Genomic DNA, 23505 nt, shown 5'->3' on the forward strand with positions numbered 1-23505 from the left:
CACGATCCTGAAGAAATTCGACTAGGCGGCACAGGGTCGGCCTGCGCGAGGCTGCCGACCGCGTGCGTGAGTATGTGCCCGGTACCGCCACGCACGACCGGCCCGTCGTGATCGCTCGCAATCTTCAAGTCCTGCCCCCGGTTCTTTATTGACATGCGATGTTGACTGGCCACGCATCGAGGCGGGCCACCAGGATCGAGGCCATTATGGAAAGGCACCGGCTGCCGCGGTGTGTGCTACCGCACTTAGCGACGCTCGCGCGGCAAGCCGCGGCTGCGCGTGCCGCGCCTGCCGTGCGAATCCGGATCGTGAGTACGCTTTCGAACAGACCGACGCACGGCGCACCCGGATGATGAGGATCGCCGCGCCGCACGGAACGATCGCGTCCGTGCGGCGCGACGTGCCGAAGGCATCACGCGAGGACAGCATCATGGAATGGCATTGTTGTGAATTCGAACATCTGGGCGCCGTCGATCTCTATGCAATCCTGCGCGCGCGCAACGCCGTGCTGGTGGTCGAGGACGCGCACACGCATCTCGACATCGACGGCAAGGACGCGGGCGCGCTGCATGTCTATGCGAGCGTGCGCGACGGCGACACGATGGAAGTCGCGGCCTACGCACGCATCCTGCCCGGCGACGACATCGATCCGGACGTCGTGATCGACAAGGTACTGACGAGCGAGAGCCGTCGCGACGACGATACGCTCGAGCGGCTGATCGAGCGTGCCCTCACCGCCGCGCAGGCTGCGTGGCCCGACACCGCGGTGCGCACGCACGTGCCGGCGCCGCGCCAGGCGTTCTACAAACGTTTCGGATTCCGCAAGGCCTACGGCCCGTATCTCGAACAGGGCACGCCATTCATCGGCCTGGTCCGGCCGGCCTACCGCGCCGCAGGCGCGCTGCGCAACCTGCTCACCCGGACCGTTTCGGCGCACCGGTCGCGCAACGACGATGCGCGAACCGACAGCCATGCACACGCCCGGCTGCCCGCCGACACTGGAGCCAATCGATGACCCGCACCCTTCGCCCGGTTCCCGAACCCGACCTGCCGCACATCCTGCCCGTGATTCTCGCAGGCGGCTCGGGCACGCGACTGTGGCCGCTGTCGCGCGAGCAGTATCCGAAGCAGTTGATCGAGCTGGTCTCGAACGAATCGCCGTTGTCGACGACGGCGCGCCGCCTGAACGGCATCGCGAATGCGTCGCTCGGCGACACGCTGCTGCTGGTCTGCGGCGAACAGCATCGTGTCATGAGTGCCGCACAGGTGCTCGGCCGCGCGGCGCCCGCCCGCATCCTGCTCGAACCGGCCGCACGCAACACCGCGCCCGCGCTCACGCTGGCGGCACTCGACGCGAGCCAGCTCGCGGACGATCCCGTGCTCGCGGTCATGCCGGCCGACCACGTGATCGCCGACGTCGGCGCATTCCAGGACGCGATCGCACGCGCGGCGCGCTACGCGCAGGAAGGCGCAATCGTCACGCTGGGCGTGCTGCCGCGGCGCGCGGAAACCGGCTACGGCTACATCCAGGTCGGCGAGCCGCGCGCGGGCCGCCACGGCGGCCAGGGTGGCTACGCGATCGGGCGCTTCGTCGAAAAGCCCGACGCGGCGCTGGCCGAGCGCTACCTGCAATCGGGCGACTACTGGTGGAACAGCGGGATTTACGTCACGCGTGCGTCGGTCTGGCTGCGGGCGATCGGCACGCTCGCGCCCGACATCCATGCGGCCTGCGAAGCCGCATGGCGTGCGGGCATCGCCGAGGATCCGTTCTTCAGGATCGACGCGGCGGCCTTCGACGCGTGTCCGTCGGACTCGATCGACTATGCGGTCATGGAACGGCTCGCGGAACACCGCGAACTCGGCATCGAAGGCATCGTGGTGCCGCTCGCGGCCGGCTGGTCGGATGTCGGCACCTGGGATGCGATCTGGGAGATCATGCCGAAGGACGATCACGGCAACGTCGCGCGCGGGCCGATCGTGTTCGAGGACACGCAGGACAGCCTCGTGCGCTCGGAGGGCCGCCTGATCGCGTGCGTCGGCATGAAGGACGTCGTCGTGATCGAGACGCCCGATGCCGTGCTGGTCGCGAACAAGCACGACGTGCAGCGCGTGAAGAACATCGTCGCGCGGCTGAAGACCGAACGGCGCCCGCAGGCGAGCGAGCACCGCAAGGTGCAGCGACCGTGGGGACACTACGATTCGATCGATCTCGGCGAACGCTTCCAGGTAAAGCGGATCGTCGTCGAGCCCGGCAAGCGGCTGTCGCTGCAGTTGCACCATCACCGCACGGAGCACTGGATCGTCGTGCGCGGCACCGCGAAGGTGACGCGTGGCGATGAGACGTTCCTGCTCTGCGAGAACGAGTCGACGTACATCGCGGCCGGCGAACTGCATCGCCTCGAAAATCCCGGCCGGATTCCGCTCGAAATCATCGAGGTGCAATCGGGCGACTATCTCGGCGACGACGATATCGTCCGGTTCGACGATCAGGTTGGCCGGCCGACCTGCGGACCGCAGGAACCGGATGCGTCAAAGCCGGCCGCGCGTGCCCTGCCGACGGCGAACGATGCGCGATGATCGCGCCGCTGTCGCCCGCGCGCGTCAGCGCACGACGATGGCCGCCGACACGACGTTCTCGATGAACGGCTTGCCGACCGCCTTGATGAAATAGGTGCCCGCCCGTCCGTCCGGAAGCGGCATGCTCGTCGTGTTGGCCGGATAGCGGCCGGCCAGCCTGAACGACGCAGCGCCGAGCTGCTCGTACAACTCGAGATGGTCGACGGTTTCCTGATGGGTGATCCGCACTGCCACACTTGCGCCCACCGGCTGTGCGTCGATCGCGGTACAACTGGCAATGCCGGTTTCGAGCGCGCTCCCCTCCTCATAATCGTTCCACGTAATCAACTGGACGAACGGCAACTGCTGCCGCGCGCTGTAGCGCTCGTTGATGCTCTTGAACGTATCGAGCCAGGTCCGGCCGCACGATGGCGCGAGAAAGCGTGGCGCCGCGGCGCCCCACGGCGCCTTCGTATCGTCGAACGCGCTCCATACGCCGCCGACCGTGATCGTCCCTGGCGGCTGGTTCCGCGCGACGTTGTAGAAGCGCTCGCGATACTGCAGGTCGTACCGCGTGCCAGCTGCCTGCGGCATGGTCCGCGACACCGGCTGCGTCCAGACATACGCGCCCTTGCTGTACGGAAAGTCGAAGCCTTGCACCAGCGTGTGGAGCCAGTAGATGTCGGGATACGCCGCGTGAATGCGTGCCCAGTCGGCCGGCTCGAGTGTGTCCATCCCGAACTCGGATACGACCGGATGGCCTTCGTAGCGCAGATACTGGTCCGACGTGAAATATTCGCGGCTGATGTAGGCCAGGTTGTTCAGGATCGTCGCAGTCACATCGCAGCCGCGACATGCATTGAACTTGAAGGAGCCGCTGTCGATCATGATCGAGAACGTCATCCCGGGAAACTTCACCAGTTCAGGCATGGACGCCCGCCATGCCGTGTCGACGAAATTTCCTTGGCCGTACCAGTCGACGATCACGCCGTCGATGCCGCGCGAGCGCATGTCCGCGAAGGTACGAAAGGCCTGGCGGGGGTCGTCGGATCGATAGCCGACGTTCAGGCCGCGCGGGTCGGGCCCCCACCACGGCAGGTAATGGGCCAGCACCTGCGTCGTACTGCCCGGGTACAGCAACGTATGCACGTCGACTTTCGATATCGATGACGTTCCGGCGAGGAGCCCGTTCGACGACCCCTTGAATTCGCGGCTGGCGGACGTATTGGCCGGCGCGAGCGCCGCCACCCGCTCGCCGTCATGGCAGTAGCCGTGACCGGCCGACAACGCGAGTGCGCCAAGCGCGACCGCCACGATGCGTCGATGTGCCCGCATGACATTCCTCTTCAGTGAGCCTCGCGGCCGGTCGTGTCCGGCGACGCATCCGCGCCGCGCGCCAGGGCCTGTTCACGCCCTAGTCTCTCTGCTGCCCGCCGAGCCCCATCCACGACGCAAGCTGCGCCGCGTAGTGCGCCGGCGTATAGGCCGAACAGTCGTAGTGCCGATCGGCGGTACGCAGGTGACGGTCCAGTTCGTCGAGCGCACCTGTCAGGGCGGCCGGCGAATTCCGGTACAGGATCTTGTTGCCGATCTCGCTGCCGAACGTCGACAGGCTGCCGATTTCGTGCGCGAGTACCGGCAACCCCAGCGTCGCCGCCTCGACCATGACGAGCGGCGCGTTTTCGGCCCAGACGGACGGTAAAACCAGCGCGTCGTGTGCGCGCAATGCATGGAACAGCGCGTCGTGGCCCAGCCGCCCGGCAAAGCGCAACCGTTCGGCCTGGACCAGATCCTGGTGGCGTGCTTCGAGTTCCGCGCGCAGCAACCCGTCGCCGTACAGCGTCAGGCTGCCGATACGACGGAAATCCGTCCGGCGCGCCAGTTCGATGAATTCGTGAATGCCCTTCTCCGGGGCGAGCCGCCCCACATAGGCGAGATCGAACTGCTCGCGCGCACACACGCGCGGCGGGAAAGGCTCTGCGAACTGGCTCACCGGATTCGGCAGCAACGCGCTTTTCGTGATGCCTCGCCGCGCCAGTACCGTGCGCATATACGGACTCGGACACAGGAACAGGTCGAATACGTCGCGCGGATCGCAATACGCGTACACCGCATGCCAGTGCAGCTTCTTCATCGCGTCGTAGAGGCGGCCCTTCGTGCTCGCCAGCCCGAACAGCCGCGCCAGACCCGACAGCGCCTCGACCGGAACGGGTACCGGGCGGCCGTCGCGATAGGTCAGCATGTTCGGGTTGTAGAAAACCAGATGGTAGTCGTGGCACGTGAGATACGTGCGGAATCCCTGTTCGCGGCGGCGCCGCGCGAGTACCGGCAGGATCGATTGCGTCAGCAGGTTGTGGTAGTTGTGCACGAGCACGCGATGCGGGCGCACCTCGTCCAGCAGCGCCGCCAGCGCGCTCGACGCGGCGCGGTTCCAGCTACGCACGAGCGTGCCTTCGCCCGGCGGGAAATTCGTGTCGTCGAACGAGTACACGTCGACGCCTGGAATGTTTCGCAGCACCTCGATGGAAGCCTGGTAGACCTCCTCCGCGCCCCCCTTGCGTCCCGCGTAGTCGTTGATGACGACAACGCGCGTGGCTTCCGCGCGCGAGCCGGTCGACGGGAAAACGTTCAATTCGGTATCCGGAGCGTATGTTGAACAATCCGATATCGCGGCACACCGCCGCAGCCATCAGGCACCTTTGCACTCGCCAGCATCCTCTCCACTCCGTACAGTCCATCAATAACCACGACGCCGATTCGTCCGACATTGACGGCGCGCTGCCGCGTGTCGAGCCACTGTCGAGCGCCCGCCAGCGACACGAATCGCCCGGCGTGGTGCGTCCGGATGACGTCTGGACCGCGATGACGCGCATTGCGCCGATACGGTCCAGACGTCCGGAGCTGACGGGATTCATCGTCAGGGTCGCGCGGAGGCCGGGCCGTGTCGTCGAAGACAGTCGAGTGACTCTATCAACGCACCGGTTCACCGACTGTGCGACATCTGACACAGCCTCCGCCGGCCCCGAATCACGCGGGCGATTCCGCCTTGACGATCCGCCCTGCCGGTGCGCGACGCGCATCGAGCCCCTTGACGAACTCGCTGCACAGTCCAACCACCGCGTCGGCCGCGTGCGAGCTGAAGACGCTGTGATCGAGATCGTCGAGCACGACGGCGCGCGCGCCCGAAAACCGGGACAGCCGCTTGCCGCGCGGGCCGAAGTACGTCGTCATCAGGTCCAGGCTGGTGTCGTATGCGCCGCACACGAACAGCGTGCTCACCTCCTTGCGCTGCAGCGTGCGCAGGATGTCATGCGGATCGACCGGCATCGTCTCCGTGCACGACCATCCGGCAATCCGGCGCCGCCACGCGCCGATCGTGACGGCCGCTCGCGTCGTCACGCGCTTCAGCACGAGCCGGACGAACGGCATGATCCGGCGCTTGCCGGTCAGCACCTGTTTCCATTTCTGGAGCTCGAAGAACGACGATCGGTAACCGGCCATCGAATTGGGGCGATGCTGGCGCAACGCGTCGGACGACAGGCCGTCGGGCATGTGGAAGCTCTGCAGGTTCACCGAGATGACGCCGGACAGCGCCCGCCCCACGAGCGCCGCGCGCAATGCACTGTATGCACCCGAGCAGATGCCGAAGGACACGACATGTCGATACCCTTGCTCCTTCAGCCAGTGGGCTGCCGTCGAGACGTCCTCGACGACCGCGCTCGAATAGACCGGCTGACGCACGTCGTCCAGCGTGCCGTCGCGTCCCGATGAACTGTCGCCGATCCCGCGGCCGTCGAAGCGCAGCGACGCGATGCCGCGCCGCGCCAGCTCCCGCGCGATCCGCACCGACAGCCGGCTATCGCCGACATGCGCGCTGGCCGACGTGTTCGTGATCAGCAGAACCGGCCCACGGTCGTGCATCGCATGCGGCATGCACAGGATGCCGAACAGGCCGGCCATGCCGAACCTGACCGGCTGTTCGCAGGCCTCCGGCGTGCGGAGCATCAGGTCGGTATCGTGGCCCGCGTTCGATACGGCACGTGGCGGCGGTGCCTGTCGGACCGTCGCGGCCGCAACCCAGTCGACCACCGCGTCGAACACACGCGTGGGCAGACTCGAGAACGTCGTCTCCTGCATGAACGCGGCATAGCCTTCGAAAGACCGGCGCTCGACCGAGCCGCCCAACCCTTCGAGCCGCCGGTGCAGCGGTTCGCTGCCACCGGCATTCACGTCGACGATCAGCGTGCCGGACGCCGGCGCGCCGGTGCGGTCCTTCAATGCGTCGACCGCGTCGAACGCATTGAGCCGTGCGCGGAACGCCGGACTGTAGACCTGCCCGAGCACGTTGAACGGCGCGTCCTTCGGCTGCGCCTCCCGCAACGGTGCCGGCAGTTGGTCGAGCCAGATATTGCGCATGATCGACAGCTCGCGCACGTAGCTGCGCCCGCTTGCCACCGGCGCCAGCAACACGAGCTGGTCGACGTCGCATCGGCCGGCCGCTGCCAACGCGAATGCCGCGCCCAGCCGCAGGCCGCACAGCGTCACCCGCGTCACGCCCGTTTCGTCGCGCAGCCGCGCGATGGCCGCGCACACGTCGTCGACGGCCGTCTCGAACTGGTCGCTCGCGCCATCGCCCCCCGCGGAATCGCCCGTGCCGCGGTAATCGAAGCGCAGCACCGGCATCCCTCGGTCAGACAGGCGGTCTGCGAGGTTCCGCATGCCGCCGTGACTCCAGACGGATTCGTGTCCATAAGCGTTGCACAGGACGACGCCCCGCGTCCCGCTGCCCGGATGCAGCCATCCGAACCGCCCGCCAAATATGATCGGTCTCATTTTCTATTAGGTATCGGTGAAGAATGGTAACGGCGCCCGTCGGCCGAACTGCTGAATCGATCGGCCGCGGGACGGCAAATCGCTCGCGGAAGACGTTCCCCTTTCCGGCGGCCACGCTGCACATGCGAGGTCCGGAAGCCGGTCGTCCGCGAGTCGTTCAGGTCACGACATCGATGCCCTCCTCTACGCTGTATGGGCCCGTCACGACGGGCTGTCAGGCGGTGGCGCGATCAGCACGCGCCACCGCCCGTCGAATACCGGCATGCTGAAGTGCTGCTCGCAGTAGGCGGCAAAACGCGTCGCCGCTTCCACGACGTGCTCCAGCTCCGCGGCCGGCTCGACGACGAACCGCTCGAGCCGCGCTTCGCTCATCGCAAGCGCGTCGTCGTGGAACCCGAGCCCCTCGAAGGCTGCTTCGTTCCCGACCGGCACGCAGCCGTACGACACGGCTTCCAGCACCTTCGACTTGATGCCGCCGCGCAGGAACGCGGGGCACAACGCAATGGAGCACGCGGTATAGACATCCGCCTGGGTCGGCGCGAATCCGGCGAACTCGACGTTCGGCACGGGATCGTAGCGGCCGGCCATGCGCCCGTAGATCACCAGCGGCGTCGCCGGACCGACACGTGCCCACAACGCCACCAGATACTCGATCGCCAGCCGGTTCTGCAACTGCCGGTCCGACCCGATGAAGACGAACCGGAACGGCGCCGCCGGATGCCGCATCGGCCGCAGCGCATTCATCGGCGGCGCGATCACGTGCGCCTTCACCGCTTCGTCGTTCGTGAGCGACTGCCGCAACGCGTGCGCGTCCGCCACGGAGACGAGCGTGACGGCATGCGACGACCCGATCGCCGCCCGCTCCTGCCGCTTCAGCGCGTACGCCTCATAGCCCAGGAGCGCGTTGCGGACCAGCTTCGCGTTGGCGAGCCTGACGAACGGCCCCGGTAGCGACTTCTCCAGATATCCGGCCGACAGCGGAAAATCCTGCTCGCGCAGGATGTCGGCGCGACGCGACATCAGGTCGTCGAAATCCACGACGATCCGGCATCCGGGCACGTGGCGCCGAACCAGGATCGCGTAGTCCACGAGCCGGATGCCGTCGAAATAGATCACGTCCGGCTTGAATGCGTCGATGGCGCGAAGCAGCGCCGCCCGCTTGCGCGGATGCGAAAACATCGCCACCTGAAGCGCGCACGGCGCGCCGCGCAACACGCTCCATCCCACGCGCAGCACCGCGCCGATCTTCGCGCGGATACCGCCGTCTTCGAACACCGAGCGGATCTTGAATTCGGCCACTTCCGTGTGCTCGCCGATCGCCTTCCGGATGAAGCTCAGCGTGCGCTCCCGCCCGTTCGATACGTCCTGCGGAATGTCCCGCGTCATCACCATCAGCACCCGGCTTGTCACGAGCGACCTCCCTGTCGATCCGAAACCCTCTTGCTTGCATGCGTCGTCCGCGGATGGCGGCGCCCGCGTCCGGCCGGGTGCCGGCGCAACGGGGCCCGTGTCAGCGCGAAACCGGCCGTTCATGGACGCACCCTGTTATGGAAAAGATGGCCGAGCACGACGCACCAGAACACGACGAGCGAGACGGCAATCCCGGTCGAAGGCGCATACATCACCAGCGCGCGCGGCATGACGAACGGTGCGGCAACGATCGCCGCGACGATCAACACCTGCTTGACCACGATGAGCCGGTAGCGGCGCACGGCCAGGAGCCACGTGCTCAGCCCCGCATCGACGAACGTGGCGATCGAGCAGCCGGTCGCGTAGATCATGATCGGCACGCCGTCGACGAACGCGGGCCCGTAAATCGTCAGGAACACCGGGCGGCCGATGAACCAGCTGCCGACCCACGCGACACAGCCGACGAGGCCGAGATACAGGCCGAGCTTCAACGCCTTGGCACGCACCAGCGACTCGGTCCGCGCCGCAAAGACCATGCTCGGCGCCAATGCCAGCGCCAGCGTCGTGCCGACCGAGTTCCACTGCTCGACCAGCGACGCCGCCGACGCGTAGATGCCGAGATCGGCCTTGGAGACCAGCACGCCGAGCAGCAGCCGGTCCATGCGCAGGACCAGCACGCTGGCCGCAATGGCCGGCCAGATCCGCAGCCCGCGCACGACCAGCGCTTTCGTGACGGCCGCGCTGCCGCGGAACGATTTCGGCGACTTCAACGCCAGCGCGCGATAGCGGCTGAACGGTGCGGCAGCCGCCACGCATGCCTCGAGCGGCCAGGCGAACGCAGCGACGACCACGCCCATCGACGCGTGCGCCGCGATGTACAGCCACAGTACGCGCACGCAGCTTGCATAGGCCCTCGCCCGCGTGATGACCCACGGCCTGGACTCGGCATAAGCCATCAACGAACCGAGCGCGATCGGCTCCACGATCAGTGCAAAGGCCGCGATCAACGTGAGTTCCGACACGCTCGACGGCCGCATGACGATCACCACGATGCCCATGAACAGCACCATGACGGCCAGCGTCAGCGTGAGCCGCAGGCGGAACGCGCGGTAGACGACCATGTGCCGCAAGCGCGGATGCTTGCCGAGGATCGGCTGAATCACCTGTGCGCCGAAAATCAGCGCAAGGCTGCCGATCACGTACGCGAGCGACAACGCGAACTGCAGCTCGCCGAACAGTCGCGCGCCGTAGATGTTCGCGAACAGGTGATTGCTCGCGATCGCCGCGAGCGCCCCGATGATCTTTTCGCATACCACGCCCGCGAACGACGAAAACAGAAGCCTGACGAACGCGTTCAAGATGCCCCCGTGCCCATCCGCTTCGCGTCGGCGTTCGCGTGCCGTGCATCGATGCAATACCACCAGACCAGCGCGATCGCCAGGTAGAACAGCGTGCGCACACCGAACAGCGTCCAGTAATCGCCTTGCTGGATCGCATAGGTCGCGTACGCAAAGATCTTCGCGAACAGCCACAGCATCACGACCCCGCCGCGCATCGCGATCCGGATCAGGATCGCGCTCGCCGCGCCGTAGATCGCCCCCGTCAACGCGACAAAGAGTGCGCCGCCCGCGTAGCCGAACCAGTAGACCGGCACCGCCACGTTACCCATCGTGAACGTGACGTCGTCGAACACGTACGCCTTCAGGATCTCGGGCGTGCCGTACGACAGCATCAGGTCGCGCAGGCCGCTCACCGGCGCACCGCTGAAGAACGTCGGCTCGGTGAACGAGCCCAGCGAACCCAGGAAGCGCCCGAACGCCGCCATGCCGCCCAGCGTCGGTGCGCTGAACAGATGCGCGTCGCCGTCCACGACGTACCACGCCTGCCCCTGTTCGAGAAAGCGCGACACCACCGTCTCCGCGATGTCCAGCCCTTGTCCCCGGTACGCATAGAACACGGACACGCTGCCGATGACGAGCGCGACGACCGAGCCGATCCCGAGGTAGCGCATCACCGGCTTGCCGTTGATCGCATGAATGGCGATGAACGGGATCAGAAACGTCAGGCACACGTGCAGTACGGCCATGAACTGCTCACCGTGCAGGGCTTCGAGCACCAGATCGGCGACGATCAGGACGACGGACACCCATCGCACGACGCGGTTCGAACTTGTGCAGAAAGTGCCGAGCAGTACGGCGACGAACGTCTGGTTGTTCAGGAACAGGTTGAACAGCGCGCTGTTCGACGCATCGTTGCGCAGCGCGTAGCGGTTGACGCCGCTCAGCACCGCGAAGCCACCCGTCAGGCCCGCCAGCACGCCCGTCACGAGGATCGCGCCGGCCAGCCCCAACCCGAGCGCGACGCTGACCGGCTGACGCGTCATCCGCGCGCGAATCGGCCCGTGCACGTCGCGCTCGTTCAGGCACCGCTCGAACGCGTACAGCGCGCACACGACGAAGATCGCGTAGAACGACAGCAGCCGGCTGAACGCGCCGTTCGCAACCCCGAAGATGTCCGTTTCGCGCAGGAATCCGCCGGATTCGATTCCCACGCCGGCAACGAACGCGGTCAATCCGATCACCAGCGGGTACAGCATCGACACGGCGAATACCGGGCGGGCGACGACCAGCGCGGCCAGCCCCGCGACCGCCACCAGCAACGTACAGGTCGCGCTCGGCTCCATCGCGCCGAGCGCCGGCAGCATCGCATTGATCGCCAGCGCGAGGATGAACAGGGTCGACACGGCCAGCCCCGCGAATACCGCGGCCCGGCCGTCGGCCTGAATCGTTCGCGTCACCGCCTCTTTCACGCTTCCGCCCGGCCTGCGCGCGGCCGCTCAAGCACGGCCCGGTCCAGCGCGTCGTGCAATTGCGCGCTGACCGCGCGAGATGAAAAGCGCTGGGCGTTCGCGCGCCCGGCGCTCACCAGTTCGGCCCGCAGCGACGGGTCGCCCGCGACGCGTTCGATCTGCCGGCCCCATTCGGCCGCATCCATCGCATCGGCAACGGCCACGAACGACTCGCCCATCGTGTAGCGGTACACCGGCAGATCCGACGCGACGACCGGCAGGCCGACGAGCTGCGCTTCGATCACCGTGCGGCCGAAGCCTTCGTGCAGTGTCGGCGACACGTACAGATCCGATGCCTGGAAGAAGTAGCCGAGATCCTCGTCTCCCACGTTTTCGGCGAAATGCACGGCGATTCCCGCCTGTGCGGCGATGTCCCGGCATTCGTCGCGATTGGCCTGGTTCTGTGCGCTGCCCACCCGCAACACCATCACGTCCTTGCGCCCGAGCGATGCCAGCGCGCGAAACAGCGTCGCATTGTTCTTGCGCGTTTCGTCCGAACCGACGTTCAGCACGACCAGCGCCGCGTCGACGTGGATACCGAAACGCGCCAGCAGCATCGCTCGCGCCCGTTCGCGCACGGCCGCGTCGATCGGCGTATAGCTATCGTCCACCGCACTGCCCACGACCTGTATCCGGTCGGCACGGATGTGAAGGTCCGCCCGCGCTTCCTGCGCCGTCATGTCCGAGGGCACGAGCACCACGTCCGCGGTCGCGATCAACGATTGCGTGAGCCGCATGTACGCGTTCTTCAGCTTCTCGACGACGCCGCGCACCTGCTCCGGATGCGGCACGTGATGCAGCACGATGCCGACCCGGCCACCGGCCCACCGGACCAGCGGAATCATGAAGGCCAGGTCTTCCTGGTACAGCATCACGAAGTGCCCGGCGCGCGCCGCCGCGACCGCTCGCAGCGGATACAGCACGAACTGCGTCCAGTAGCGCCGAAACGAGCGCGGCGCGGCCGGAATGTCGACTGGCTCCACGTCGAATTCCGCCATGGCCGGAATGAAGTCGATACATTTGAGGCTGTATCGCATGACGCCGTTCCAGCTCACCGGCCGCGGCCCGAGAAACCACACGATCCGCGCCGCATGCGCCACGCGCTGCAATTCCTCCTTGCTTGTCGCCGAATCACTCATGCGATCCGCTCCTCTCCCAATAGCATTGAATCCCCCGTTCGATCAGGCGCGCGCCGCGGCGAAGCCGGCGCTGATCCGGCGGACGCCGCGCAACGGCGACGGTTCGAAGCCGTTGAACACCAGCCCGTCGATGCGCACGCCGATCTTGCCCAGGCTGTCGAGCGCGTCCGTGATGCCGGCCGAGTTCGCAGAACCCTGGCGGGCCACCAGCAGCGTCATGTCGGCAACGCGCGACAATGCCGCGAGGTCGGCCACCGGCGAAGCGGACGGCGCATCCACGATGACCATGTCGTAGCGGCTCCGCAACGACGCGACCAGCGCGTCGAGACGCGCCATGTCGAACAGATTGCGCGTCGACGCGCCCTGTTTTCCGGCGGACAGCGCATCGAGCCGACCGTCGACGACGGTGATCGCATCATCGGCCGACAGCTCGCCTTTCAGTACGTCGGACAGGCCTTTCGCCGCATTGACCGGCAGATAGCGATGCAGCGCCGGCGCGCGCACGTTGGCATCCACGATCACCGTCTTGAGCCCCTTCTCCGCGTACAGGTACGCGAGATTGGCGGCAATCATCGACTTGCCCTGCGCCGGCGCCGCGGACGACATCAGCACGACCTTCGCGTCGCCGCCATACGCGGCCAGCCGGTGCCGCAACGTCAGCGCCAGGCTGTCCATCGCGTCGGCCAGCGGCACGTCGGCCGGTTCCTTCGTCGCGATGAATGCCGGCGTGCGGTTCGCATCCGCTTCGGCCTGGCGGCGCGAAGTCGGCAGAACGCCGAGCATCGGAATGCCGAGCGCCGCTTCCAGGTCGTGCGGATCGCGGATGCGCCCGGCCAGCAATGCTCGGCCCTGCGCCGCGAGAAAGCCCAGCATCAGTCCGGTCACGGCACCGGCCAGAATCACGATCAGGCGCTTCGGCCGAATCGGCTTGTCGCTGACGACGGCCTTGTCGACGATCGACGCGTTGCCGACCGTGCCGGCTTCCGCGATCTGCAATTGCTGCGTGTTGTTCAGTAGCCCGACATAGAGCTGATTGTTGACCTCGACGTCGCGCGCCAGACGCAAGTACGTCTGCTGTTGCGACGGCAGCCGCGCCGCCTTTTCCTTCAGCACTGCAGCCTGCGCGTCGAGTTCCTTCAGCTTGTTGGCCGCCGCCACGACCTGCGGTTGTCCCGGCACGTATTTCGACAACAGGTCCTGGTACGCGAGCTTGGTCTCGAGCCGCGACTTGTCGACGAACGCCAGTTGCTCGACGAGCAGCCGGATGTCGCCCTGCGCGTCGATCGAGCCCTGCTGGTTGCGAAACGCGTTCAGCGCCTGTTCGGCCTGTTGCAGCCGGGCCTTGACGATCGGCATCTGCGCGTTGAGGAACGTGAGGCTGCGCTCGGCATCGTCAGCCCGGCGTCTCGCGTTGAAGTTCAGGTAGGCCGTCGCGACTGCGTTGAGCATGCGCATGGCAAAGACCGGATCGGCGTCCTCGAAATTCAGCTGCATGATGCCCGACTGCCGCTTGGTCTCGGTCACGCCCAGCTTCTTCAGGATCGCTTCGAGACGGACGTCGGTGGCGACGCGCCGCACGCGGAATTCCGCACCGGGGCGCGCAACGATCCGCGCCACGTCGACGCGATAGCCGTTGCTCGCGCTCGGCACGCCGACCACACCGCTCAGCACCTCCTGACCGCTGCGATCCTTCAGCCGAAACCGGTTGCCGTCGAGATAGTCGAACTCCAGCGCCTTGCCGACCTGCGCGGCTGGCACCTCGAACGCCCTGAACTCCAGGCGCTCGCCGCCCCATGCCCACGACGACATCCCGAGTGGCGCGTCGACGAGACCGTTCGCGTCCTTCGGCATGAACGAACCGATGAGGCCGCCGACGATCGGAAACCGGTTCTCGACCGACACCTCGGCCTGTGCGGCCGTCGCATTCATCGCTTCCAGGACGACCGAACGCGAGCGGACGATGTCGATCTCGCCGACCACGGCCGAATTCTGGATATCGAGTGCCTTGGAGATCGACGACAGCGATCCCAGTGCGCTGGCCTTGTTCTCTTCGATCTGGATCAGCGTGTCGGCCGAATACACCGGCGTTGCCGCAATCGCATAGACGATCGCCAGCAGCAGGCAGGCCGCGAACACGGCCGCGAAGAGGCGCCCGTTGTCGAGCACGTTCTCCAGCAAATCGATCGACGACAACCGCGTCGCATTCCGGCCGGCGTGTTTCGTTTCGTTTTGATGCCCGGTAAATGCAGGTCGGTCCATCTTCATGCTGAACTCCAGAATGGAAGATCCGGCTGTCTTCGCCGCTTTACGCGCGTTGTTGTTCACGTTCATGCCTTTGAAAATCCGGCTGGAAACCCTTCAGTGCCGATCCGGGAAGCACCGCACGGGGAATCTGGATGCCCTGTGTGTTGCCGCCCGACCGGCGCAACGGCCGGCAGTCCGTTCCCGAGCCCTCGCTCGTTTCATTCCGCCAGGCAGTCGTCGATACTGCCGCCACCTACGCACCCGCAGCGGCGATTCCCTTGCCCTGCAGCGCCGCGCCGATATCGGCCAGCCGTGTGACGACGTCGGCCGCCGGATCGGCTTCCGCATGGCCGGGCTGGTCGCCCACGAACAGGAAGCGACGCCCGACGCCGGCGCGCGCGCCCGCATCGAGGTCGGACTGCTTGTCGCCGACCAGGATCGACGCGGACAGGTCGAGACCGAGATCACGCCGCGCGTCGTGCAGCATCCCCGGCTGCGGTTTCCGGCATGTGCACGCTTGCCGGTAGCGGCCCATCCCGGCCACCGGGTGATGCGGGCAGTAATAGACGCGGTCGATTCTCGCGCCCCGCTCGTCGAACCTGCGCCGCATCCAGTCCATGAACGCGACGAACTGCGACTCCGAAAAATACCCGCGGCCGATACCGGCCTGATTCGTCACGACCACCACCTGGTGACCGGTTGCATTGGCCAGCCGCACGAGGTCGAAGATGCCGTCGACGAATACGCAGTCCTGCTGCCGGTGCACGTAGCCGTAGTCGACATTGATCACGCCATCGCGATCCAGGAACAGTGCCTTACGCTTCACTGGTTCGCGTCTCCAGCATTGGCGGAATGACGGTTTGCGCACGTCGGTAGTCCGCCGGCACACCGATGTCGATAAACTCGGTGACCTCGGGAAACACACGCATGTCGAGCGATTCGACCCGTTCGCCCAGGAAGTCCTGCTCGAACGAGAATTTTTCCGGCAGCGCGAAACCGAGCAGCGTGCGCGCGTTGACGACATACGTGCCCGCGTTGATGTAGCCCTGCGCCGGGCGCTTCTCGCGGAATGCCGACAGCCTGCGCGAGCTCGCGTCGAATTCGAGCGTGCCGTAGCGCGACGCATCGTCGACCCGCGTCGCCGCCACGACGAGATCGGGGCACGTCGCGCGGTAGAACGCCGACAGCGCCTGCACATCCAGGTTCGACCACGTATCGCCGTTCATCACGATCATGTCGCGCTCACCTTGGGCCTTCAGCGCGTGAACGATCGCGCCGCCGGTGCCGAGCGGCTCGTCCTCCTCGACCACGGCAATCGCGATGCCGAAGTCGCGCGACGTCACGAGCGCCTTGATCGGGCCGCTGCCGTAGCCGAGCGACAGCACCACCTCCGTCACGCCCTGCTGCCGGAGCCCTTGCAACATCCAGCACAGAAACGGCTCGCCGTCGATCGGCGCGAGCGCCTTCGGCAGCGCGTCGCCCAGCACCGGGCGCAGCCGCGTGCCGAGGCCGCCGGCAAGGATCAGGCACGGCAGCATCGCGCTCATGCGAAGATCCGTTCTTCGACGATGCCGCAGATGATGTGGCCGCACACGAGATGCCCTTCCTGGATCTTCGGTGTCGATGCGGACGGAATCTCGATGCAGAGGTCGGCACGACTGCGCATCTCGGCGGCACCAGGCCCGTTACCGGTGAACCCGACCGAGAACATGCCGGCCGTCCGGGCCACTTCCAGCGCACGGAGAATGTTGGGCGAACGCCCGGACGTCGAATACGCCCAGAAGACGTCACCGGGGCGACCCGTCGCCTGGATCTGGCGCTCGAACAGCTTCTCGTAGCCGTAGTCGTTGCCGATCGCGGTCATGACCGAGCTGTCCACGGTCAGTGCAAACGCCGCGAGCCCCGGCCGGTCGAAGTTGAAGCGGCTGACGAATTCGCCGGCGATATGCTGCGCATCCGCCGCGCTGCCGCCATTGCCCGCGAGCAGGATCTTGTTGCCCGCGCGCAGCGCCTCCGTCACGCGCTCGGCCACCTGCTCGATCCGCGCCAGTTGGTCCCGGTCGGATACGAGCGCCGTCAGCACCGACAACGTCTGGCGAATTTCGCTCTCTACCGTGATCGTCATTGTTTCTTTCTCCACGACTGCGCACCGATATCGGTGAACGTACAGTTCAGCACCTGGCCGTTGATCCCGTTGCATGCATCCAGCGCACGCATCACGGCCGGCCGATCCACCGGATCGACGAAGAACATCATGAAGCCGCCGCCGCCCGCACCAGACACCTTGCCCGCCTTCGCGCCCGCCCGCACCGCGACACGGTACAGTTCGTCGATCATCGAGTTCGAGATGTTCTTCGCCATCCGCTTCTTCGATTCCCACGCGTCGCGCATCGACGCGGCGAACGCGTCGAAATCGGCGCGCAGCACGGCCTCCTTCATGCGAACGGCTTCGTCCTTCACTTCGTGCAGCGCGGCCAGCGAATCGGCCACGCCTTCCGCCACGTTGCTGCTCTGTTCCTTGATGATGTTGGCCGACTCGCGCGAGACGCCGGTGTAATACAGCACGAGCGACGCCTCCATCTCAGCCTTGATTTCCTGCTTGATCCGCAGCGGATTGACGATCACGCGATCGCCGTAGAACTCCATGAAGTTCAGCCCGCCGAACGTCGCCGCGTATTGATCCTGCTTGCCGCCGGCCAGCCCGAGATCCTCTCGCTCGATGTCGTGCGCGAGGTGGGCGATGTCGTATTCGCCGAGCGGCAGCGACAGCAGTTCGCAGAAGGCCCTGACCAGCGCGACGACGATCGTCGACGACGATCCGAGCCCGGATCCCGGCGGTGCTTCGGAGCACGTCGTGATCGTGACGGCCAGCGGGTGGCCGCCGTGGAAATCCCGGACGATCCGGTTGTAGACGCCCACGTGCAGCCCGAGCCCGTTCCGCACTTCGAGCACCGGCGACACGGGGCCGATCCATCGGGTATCCGTATCGGCGGCGACCAGCTCGATCTTCGCGTCATCGCGCGGCGCGATCGACGCGTACGCGAACTTCTCGATCGTCACATTGAGCGCCAGACCGCCGAACCGGTCCGAATAAGGCGGCACATCGGTTCCGCCACCGCCCAGACCCAACCGCAAAGGAGCCCTCGAACGGGCAATGAAGCGTGTCATGAAATCTCTCGCAGACAATGAGCCGGACGCCGGCACGATGCCGTTCCCGCCCCCGCACACTCCGCCGGGAATGCACGGCCATGTTCGGTGATGCCACTATGCGATAGATGTCCTGCACGCTGCGTGCGATGGCTTACATTAAGCCGCCGCCGCAATTTCCAAGCGTCCAACCTGCGTTACGCTCTGTTCGCGATCGGCACGGCGACGTGCGAAACGGCATGCAAAACACCGGCACGTTCCCGCCTTCGCACGACGACGTCCTTCCGTCATTGCCAGTTTTTGACAATTGCTGCCGGAAGCGATGCCGCGGTGGAACATGCGCCGATTGCCCGGTGCCTGCCTGCCGCCGGGAAGCGTCATCACGATGTTCAGAACGAAACGGGCACGCGACGTCCGGCCCGAATTCGATCTGGATAACGTATCAATCGATTCATCGATGCTGGACACAAAAATGAAAAACGTTCTACCGTTCGATTCCGTGGCGCCGGGCCACGCTCGCACTGCCATGCGCGGCATGTGCATCGCGCTCTCCTGCGCGACCGTTGCGATGCTTTCCGCATGCACGGTCGTTCCGGGGCAGCACATGAGTTCGACCGCGTTGCCGGTCACGACCGCCGACAACGGCGACGTGACCAGCGACATGCAGGTTCCGGTCAAGCAGATTGACCTGACGCAGATCGAGCAGATCCGGGCCGAGCAGAAACACGCCCCCGCTGCGTCGATCCCGCCGACCCTGTTTGCAAAGTCGGACATGTACCGGCTCGGTGCCGGCGACGTGCTGCAGATCACGGTATGGGATCACCCCGAATTCGCGACGGCCGCCGGGCAGCCGGTGCAGAACACGAAGGCCGCGGACGCCGCGCCCGGCTTCGTCGTCGACAGCAGCGGCAACGTGCAGTTTCCATACATCCCGCATCCCATTCACGCCGTCGGGAAAACCGTCGCGCAGATCCAGCACGAGGTCAGGACCGAGCTCAGCAAGGTGTTCGTCAAGCCGCAGGTCACGGTTCGCGTCGCATCGTTCCGCGCGACCCAGGTCTATGTCGACGGCGAAGTGCGCAATCCGGGCGCGCAGGCGATCAACGACATTCCGATGACGCTGATCGAAGCCGTCAGCCGCGCGGGCGGATTCGCGCCGACCGCGGATCAGAGCCGCGTCACGATTACCCGCAACGGCACGATCTATCCGCTGAACGTCGCGCAGATGATGAAGTCCGGAAAGAATCCGGCGGACATCATGCTGAAACCCGGCGACATGCTGCATGTGGGCGCGCGCGACGACAATCCCGTGTACGTGATGGGCGAAGTGGTCAGGCCGCAAGCCGTCGCGCCGCTGCGCGACGGTACGCTCACGCTGAGCGAAGCGCTCACGCAGGCCGGCCAGCTCAACCAGCAGACCTCGAATGCCAAGCAGGTGTTCGTGCTGCGCAAGGCAGCCGACAGCGCACCCGTCATTTATCACCTCGACATGCAGTCACCGGTGTCGATGCTGCTTGCGAACCAGTTCCCGCTGGCGTCGAAGGACGTCGTCTATGTCGACAACACCGGGCTCGTCCGCGCAAGCCGCGTGCTGAACCTGCTGCTGCCGGCGATCAGCGCCGGGTTGACCGGCGCGCTCGTCACGAAGTAGCCGGGCCGGCCGTACGCAGGGAGCGGGTCGGCATGATTCGCCGCTCCCTGCGTGCAGGTCGACCCGAACGTGCGCTATTGCCCCAGTCTCGGAATCATCGTGACGGTAGGCGCAGCGCTATAGGTGACGGTCATCGCGTCGCCCGGCTTGAGATCGATCAACCCGTTCGTCAATCCGGACGCATAGGCGGCCTGCCCGTTTCGGGACACACCGATCGACGACACGGTGCCGCCGGCGATCGACATGCTGACCGCACTCGGGTAGCTGTTCGCGAACGACCACGGCGACGCCCCCACTGTCTGCACAACCGGCGTCAGTTGCACGCCGAAGCCAACGAAGCCGTTTTGCGCCAGGTTGTCTTCGCTCCACGACGTGTAGGCCCATGAGTTCGACGAGATCAGCGAGTCGATTGCGCGAGGATAGTTGACCGGCTGGGCCATGTAGTTTCCTCGCAGTTTGAGCGATGCCCCGGCCGTGAGCGCCCCGACCGTGATGAGGCGAGCGAAGCCGTTGCAGCAGCCGATATTCTCCCCGGTGTTGCCGCTGATCTCCGTGAACGACGTGCAGGATCCGTCCACATAGATACCGTCCTTGGAGATGCCGGACATTTGATTCTTCGAGACGATGCACCCTCGGGTGTTATACAGCGCGATTCCGGAAACGGCGCTCAGTCCGCCGGTCCCGGTGAACGTGATCGACGCGCCACTGGCAATGCCGCTGCCCGTGACATTGCTGGACAGCGTGACGGTCGGGCCATTTCCGTTGCCGGAAACCGACGTCACGTAAGTGCCGACCGGGATATTCGTTCCGGATACGCCTTGCCCCACCGCGCAGCCGCGTGCCGACGGATACGGCGTGAACGTCAGCGTGCTGGTTCCCGGCGCCGCTGCAGCCGAGGTCGTGATCGTCTGGGACGTCATGGCGACCATCGGCGCAAAGACGATGGAAGCGCCGCTCGCCACGGTGCCGGTCGTCGCCTTGCTCAACGTCACCGAATTCTGCGTCACGCCGATCACGAAGGTGCCAGCCGCGATGTTGGTCCCGCTGACGCCCTGCCCGACCGACACCCCGGTCGTTTCGTTCCCGGGTGACCCGAAACCATAGTTGTCGTTGTACGTCACCCCGGTCGTCGTGGCGAACGTCAACGACGTCGCGGCACTCGGGGCCGACGCGGTAGTCTTGATCGTCGCGCCGAACAGACCGACACCGGAAAAGATCACGGTGCCGCCGCCCGGCACGGTCGCACTCCGGTTCAGCGTGACCGTCGATACGCCGGCCGATACGACCGTGCCGATCGGCACGCTGGTCGACCCGTTGAAATACCAGGCCGTCATGCCGACGGCGACGCCAGGGGTATTGGCAAAGTTCAGCGTCGTCGATGCCGACGTCGCGGCGATCGTCGTCAACGGGAATCCGTTCTTGTTGTTCGGATCCCATGCATTGCTGATCGTGTTCTGCGAAATGTTGATGTGGATGTTGTTCCCGGCCGGCTGCCACAGTCCGATCGGCGTGCCCGCGGCATTCTTGATCGTGTTGTTGACGATCGTGATGTTCGAATTATTGAATCCGGCCGTCGCGGTCACGACCAATGCCCCGTAGCCGATCGGCCCGTTTGGCGAATTGACGATTGCGCCGATGTTGGATTGAACTCCGCACGTATCCAGCACGTTATTGGCGACCGTCACATTGTCGTTGCCGTACGACTGGTAAACGCTGGTCAACTCCGATGCCACATAAATACCGGCCGCCATCGGGTTGTAGATCTGGTTGTCGGTCACCGTGATGTCTTGGGCACCGACGATCGCGATGCCGCGCGCATATTTGGTGCCGACAACCCGGTTGTTTGCGATCGTAATGCGGCGGGGCCGGACGCCCTCGTTGAAGTAACCGACCACTGCAAACGCGTCATCGCCGCCGTTGATCACCTCGTTGTTGGTGATGGTGATATCCGAGCTTGCCTTGGTCACATGAATACCGTCATGCCAGATATCGAGCAGGGTATTGCCGAACACCTTGCCGTTGGTACAACTGCGCATGATCGCGCCGCCGCCGGCCGAGTTGTTGAACTTGCACCCCGAAATTTCAAACTGGCTGCAGTCCAGCAAGTTAATTGAACCGGCGTTCTCGTCCGGATAATAGGCGGTCGCGTTCTTTGAAAAAAACTGCAGATTCTGAATTTTGAATTGACTGGCTCCGCGCCAGTAAATCACCGAATTCTCGCCTTGCGCCGTCGTGCACTGCAAGATCGAGCCCCACCCGGCTCCGACGATCGACGCCGTTGCCGTCAGCGTTGTGTTGTACAGATAGGTACCCGGCGGAAAATACAGCGGGACCCCGGCGCCAAGCGCCACCTGTAGTGCCGCCGTATCGTCGGTCACACCGTCACCCGTTACCCCGAACCGCCTCACGCTCATCGGGAGATCGACCAGTTCCTGCAGAAGCGGGCGGGCGGTCAGGCCCGTTGCGGTACCCACAACGTATGTAGCCGGAAATTCTGCTGTCATTCAGGCGCTCCGTATCGTCGCGATTCAATCGCGATGCAAAGAAGTCAAAAAAGGGAATCTGAAGAGCATGAGCGAGCACGATCGTTCGTACTCGCCCATTCCAGAATAGAAGCGCCATTTTCGACACACCGTGCGCGACATGACTGAAACCAAGTTCGATGCGTACGCAACGACCCGGAACGCATGCGCCGTCCGATTTCCTCGCAAAGCGCCTGCAGCCAGGCACTTCTTACCCAGCCATGCCTCCGCCATCGGGAACGATGACCGCCTTTCCACCCCGCTGCGCGATCATGCCGAAGAAAGGCAGGGGCACTGAGCAGGAATGCCCCCACGGAAGAGCCGCGCACGTCGTGCCCGGCTCTTCCGTATCCCCCTCCGCACTGGCGAACCTTATCGGAACAGTAACGCCAGCAACGTCGCGAGCGCGGCAATCGCGACGATCCCTGCCGCCATCCCGGCCAGATGCGCGGTGACCACCAGACCGGCCGGCAATCGCGTCGATGCCGCGCCGCTCGCCCCATCCGCCAGCCGGGCCCGCGATTGCGACGCGACGCCGTTCATCACACCCCGCTCCCCTCGAGCGTATCGAGCAACGGCCGGGCCAGATGCAGGACCTGGTACACCGTGCCCGCGCCGCCATCGTCCGGTTCGTGATCCGAAACGAGTACGCGCGTCAGCCGCCAGCGCAGCGGATCGAGGCTGACGGCGGCCGCGACCGTGCCCTGCCGCGCCGCCGCTTCGCGATTGCGTGCGACCTCCCGTACCAGCGTCGCATCGAGGTCGGCATCCGCCGGAATGTCGATCGCTTCCAGCCGCACGAAGCGCCCCGTCGACGCACTGCCCTTGCGCGCATCGAGCGCGACCTGCACGTCGATCGGCGCGCGTCCGAAGCTGTCCGTCACGCCCCGGTAGCGGCCATCCGTGACGAACCTGGCGAACGCCTGCTCATTGCGCCACAGATAAAGCGATGCATAGCCGTTTTCCGTCGCGCCGTGGCGGCCGGCCTCGCGCAGCAGGAACCCCTTGAACACCAGATCCGGCGTGTCGTCCCAGAGCCTGCCGCGCTCACGCACGCGATTGCGGATGATGTCGAGGTCGTAGTCCGTCGGCAGGCGGTGCACGTAGTACGCGGTCAGCATGATCGACTCCTGGGAACGATAAGGGAGATTCCGA

At 65.6% G+C, this 23505-nt stretch carries 19 protein-coding genes; 3 read left to right on the top strand and 16 right to left on the bottom strand.

From position 1 onward, the window contains the following. The first annotated feature begins 430 nt into the window (after positions 1–430). Positions 431–1015, top strand: a complete 585-nt coding sequence (locus tag BDO18943_RS10320; protein ID WP_175022289.1) for a GNAT family protein — start codon at positions 431–433, stop codon at positions 1013–1015. Continuing rightward, positions 1012–2577 (top strand): mannose-1-phosphate guanylyltransferase/mannose-6-phosphate isomerase, encoded by a 1566-nt coding sequence (locus tag BDO18943_RS10325; RefSeq protein WP_235995912.1) that lies wholly within the window; start codon positions 1012–1014, stop codon positions 2575–2577. Before BDO18943_RS10320 ends, BDO18943_RS10325 begins: the two co-directional genes overlap by 4 nt. 24 nt (positions 2578–2601) lie before the next feature. Here BDO18943_RS10325 and BDO18943_RS10330 read toward each other — a convergent pair whose 3' ends face one another. The 13 genes from BDO18943_RS10330 to BDO18943_RS42595 form a co-directional block, all read right to left on the bottom strand. Then, positions 2602–3891: a glycoside hydrolase family 71/99 protein gene (locus BDO18943_RS10330; protein ID WP_175022198.1), complete on the bottom strand. Its 1290-nt coding sequence runs from the start codon at positions 3889–3891 to the stop codon at positions 2602–2604. Positions 3892–3970: 79 nt separating this feature from the next. Further along, entirely contained in the window at positions 3971–5188 is a 1218-nt protein-coding gene (locus tag BDO18943_RS10335) for a glycosyltransferase (protein ID WP_175022199.1), read from the bottom strand. 395 nt (positions 5189–5583) lie between these two features. Then, the gene (locus tag BDO18943_RS10340) at positions 5584–7389 is read right to left on the bottom strand and encodes an alpha/beta fold hydrolase (RefSeq protein WP_175022200.1); all 1806 of its coding nucleotides are present in this window, start codon (positions 7387–7389) and stop codon (positions 5584–5586) included. Positions 7390–7590: 201 nt separating this feature from the next. Further along, positions 7591–8799 (bottom strand): glycosyltransferase, encoded by a 1209-nt coding sequence (locus tag BDO18943_RS10345; RefSeq protein ID WP_175022201.1) that lies wholly within the window; start codon positions 8797–8799, stop codon positions 7591–7593. A gap of 119 nt (positions 8800–8918) precedes the next feature. Beyond that, on the bottom strand, positions 8919–10157 hold the full coding sequence (locus BDO18943_RS10350) for an MATE family efflux transporter (protein ID WP_175022202.1): 1239 nt from the start codon (positions 10155–10157) through the stop codon (positions 8919–8921). Then, positions 10154–11503, bottom strand: coding sequence for a DUF6418 domain-containing protein (locus BDO18943_RS10355; protein WP_222106650.1), 1350 nt, complete (start codon positions 11501–11503; stop codon positions 10154–10156). Before BDO18943_RS10355 ends, BDO18943_RS10350 begins: the two co-directional genes overlap by 4 nt. Positions 11504–11604: 101 nt before the next feature. Beyond that, the gene (locus tag BDO18943_RS10360) at positions 11605–12786 is read right to left on the bottom strand and encodes a glycosyltransferase (protein ID WP_175022203.1); all 1182 of its coding nucleotides are present in this window, start codon (positions 12784–12786) and stop codon (positions 11605–11607) included. A 42-nt stretch (positions 12787–12828) separates the two neighbouring features. Next, positions 12829–15051 carry a GNVR domain-containing protein gene (locus BDO18943_RS10365; RefSeq protein WP_175022204.1) on the bottom strand — a complete coding sequence of 741 codons (2223 nt, stop codon included), beginning with the start codon at positions 15049–15051 and terminating at the stop codon, positions 12829–12831. Positions 15052–15283: 232 nt separating this feature from the next. Continuing rightward, a complete protein-coding gene (gmhB, locus tag BDO18943_RS10370) occupies positions 15284–15856 on the bottom strand; it encodes a D-glycero-beta-D-manno-heptose 1,7-bisphosphate 7-phosphatase (RefSeq protein ID WP_175022205.1) in 573 nt (190 codons plus the stop codon). Continuing rightward, positions 15846–16577: a nucleotidyltransferase family protein gene (locus BDO18943_RS10375; RefSeq protein WP_235995916.1), complete on the bottom strand. Its 732-nt coding sequence runs from the start codon at positions 16575–16577 to the stop codon at positions 15846–15848. The genes gmhB and BDO18943_RS10375 overlap by 11 nt, the downstream gene beginning before the upstream one ends. Further along, positions 16574–17155: a D-sedoheptulose 7-phosphate isomerase gene (locus tag BDO18943_RS10380; protein WP_043183459.1), complete on the bottom strand. Its 582-nt coding sequence runs from the start codon at positions 17153–17155 to the stop codon at positions 16574–16576. Before BDO18943_RS10380 ends, BDO18943_RS10375 begins: the two co-directional genes overlap by 4 nt. Next, complete coding sequence (locus tag BDO18943_RS10385; RefSeq protein WP_175022207.1) at positions 17152–18198, bottom strand: GHMP family kinase ATP-binding protein; 1047 nt, start codon at positions 18196–18198, stop codon at positions 17152–17154. Before BDO18943_RS10385 ends, BDO18943_RS10380 begins: the two co-directional genes overlap by 4 nt. A 138-nt stretch (positions 18199–18336) precedes the next feature. Then, entirely contained in the window at positions 18337–18840 is a 504-nt protein-coding gene (locus BDO18943_RS42595; RefSeq protein ID WP_235995929.1) for a hypothetical protein, read from the bottom strand. Between BDO18943_RS42595 and BDO18943_RS10390 the strand changes: the two genes are divergently transcribed. Continuing rightward, positions 18839–19828 carry a polysaccharide biosynthesis/export family protein gene (locus BDO18943_RS10390; protein WP_374101797.1) on the top strand — a complete coding sequence of 330 codons (990 nt, stop codon included), beginning with the start codon at positions 18839–18841 and terminating at the stop codon, positions 19826–19828. The genes BDO18943_RS42595 and BDO18943_RS10390 overlap by 2 nt on opposite strands. 74 nt (positions 19829–19902) lie before the next feature. Here the strand turns inward: BDO18943_RS10390 and BDO18943_RS10395 are convergent, their stop codons facing one another. The 3 genes from BDO18943_RS10395 to BDO18943_RS10405 form a co-directional block, all read right to left on the bottom strand. After that, positions 19903–22332, bottom strand: a complete 2430-nt coding sequence (locus BDO18943_RS10395) for a right-handed parallel beta-helix repeat-containing protein (protein ID WP_175022209.1) — start codon at positions 22330–22332, stop codon at positions 19903–19905. A gap of 390 nt (positions 22333–22722) precedes the next feature. Next, a complete protein-coding gene (locus BDO18943_RS10400) occupies positions 22723–22893 on the bottom strand; it encodes a hypothetical protein (RefSeq protein ID WP_175022210.1) in 171 nt (56 codons plus the stop codon). Next, positions 22893–23471, bottom strand: a complete 579-nt coding sequence (locus BDO18943_RS10405; protein WP_175022211.1) for a DUF4865 family protein — start codon at positions 23469–23471, stop codon at positions 22893–22895. The genes BDO18943_RS10400 and BDO18943_RS10405 overlap by 1 nt, the downstream gene beginning before the upstream one ends. Positions 23472–23505 lie beyond the last annotated feature (34 nt).

The organism is Burkholderia aenigmatica, from assembly GCF_902499175.1.
Taxonomy (GTDB): Bacteria; Pseudomonadota; Gammaproteobacteria; order Burkholderiales; family Burkholderiaceae; genus Burkholderia; species Burkholderia aenigmatica.

Excerpts from the sequence above, each read along its gene's own strand:
- BDO18943_RS10320 (WP_175022289.1), top strand. The coding sequence starts at position 431 with ATGGAATGGCATTGTTGTGAATTCGAACATCTGGGCGCCGTCGATCTC.
- BDO18943_RS10325 (WP_235995912.1), top strand. The coding sequence starts at position 1,012 with ATGACCCGCACCCTTCGCCCGGTTCCCGAACCCGACCTGCCGCACATC.
- BDO18943_RS10330 (WP_175022198.1), bottom strand. The coding sequence starts at position 3,891 with ATGCGGGCACATCGACGCATCGTGGCGGTCGCGCTTGGCGCACTCGCG.
- BDO18943_RS10340 (WP_175022200.1), bottom strand. The coding sequence starts at position 7,389 with ATGAGACCGATCATATTTGGCGGGCGGTTCGGATGGCTGCATCCGGGC.
- BDO18943_RS10355 (WP_222106650.1), bottom strand. The coding sequence starts at position 11,503 with ATGCTGCCGGCGCTCGGCGCGATGGAGCCGAGCGCGACCTGTACGTTG.
- BDO18943_RS10360 (WP_175022203.1), bottom strand. The coding sequence starts at position 12,786 with ATGAGTGATTCGGCGACAAGCAAGGAGGAATTGCAGCGCGTGGCGCAT.
- BDO18943_RS10365 (WP_175022204.1), bottom strand. The coding sequence starts at position 15,051 with ATGAAGATGGACCGACCTGCATTTACCGGGCATCAAAACGAAACGAAA.
- BDO18943_RS10375 (WP_235995916.1), bottom strand. The coding sequence starts at position 16,577 with ATGAGCGCGATGCTGCCGTGCCTGATCCTTGCCGGCGGCCTCGGCACG.
- BDO18943_RS10380 (WP_043183459.1), bottom strand. The coding sequence starts at position 17,155 with ATGACGATCACGGTAGAGAGCGAAATTCGCCAGACGTTGTCGGTGCTG.
- BDO18943_RS10385 (WP_175022207.1), bottom strand. The coding sequence starts at position 18,198 with ATGACACGCTTCATTGCCCGTTCGAGGGCTCCTTTGCGGTTGGGTCTG.
- BDO18943_RS10390 (WP_374101797.1), top strand. The coding sequence starts at position 18,839 with ATGCAGGTTCCGGTCAAGCAGATTGACCTGACGCAGATCGAGCAGATC.
- BDO18943_RS42595 (WP_235995929.1), bottom strand. The coding sequence starts at position 18,840 with ATGTCGCTGGTCACGTCGCCGTTGTCGGCGGTCGTGACCGGCAACGCG.
- BDO18943_RS10395 (WP_175022209.1), bottom strand. The coding sequence starts at position 22,332 with ATGACAGCAGAATTTCCGGCTACATACGTTGTGGGTACCGCAACGGGC.
- BDO18943_RS10400 (WP_175022210.1), bottom strand. The coding sequence starts at position 22,893 with ATGAACGGCGTCGCGTCGCAATCGCGGGCCCGGCTGGCGGATGGGGCG.
- BDO18943_RS10405 (WP_175022211.1), bottom strand. The coding sequence starts at position 23,471 with ATGCTGACCGCGTACTACGTGCACCGCCTGCCGACGGACTACGACCTC.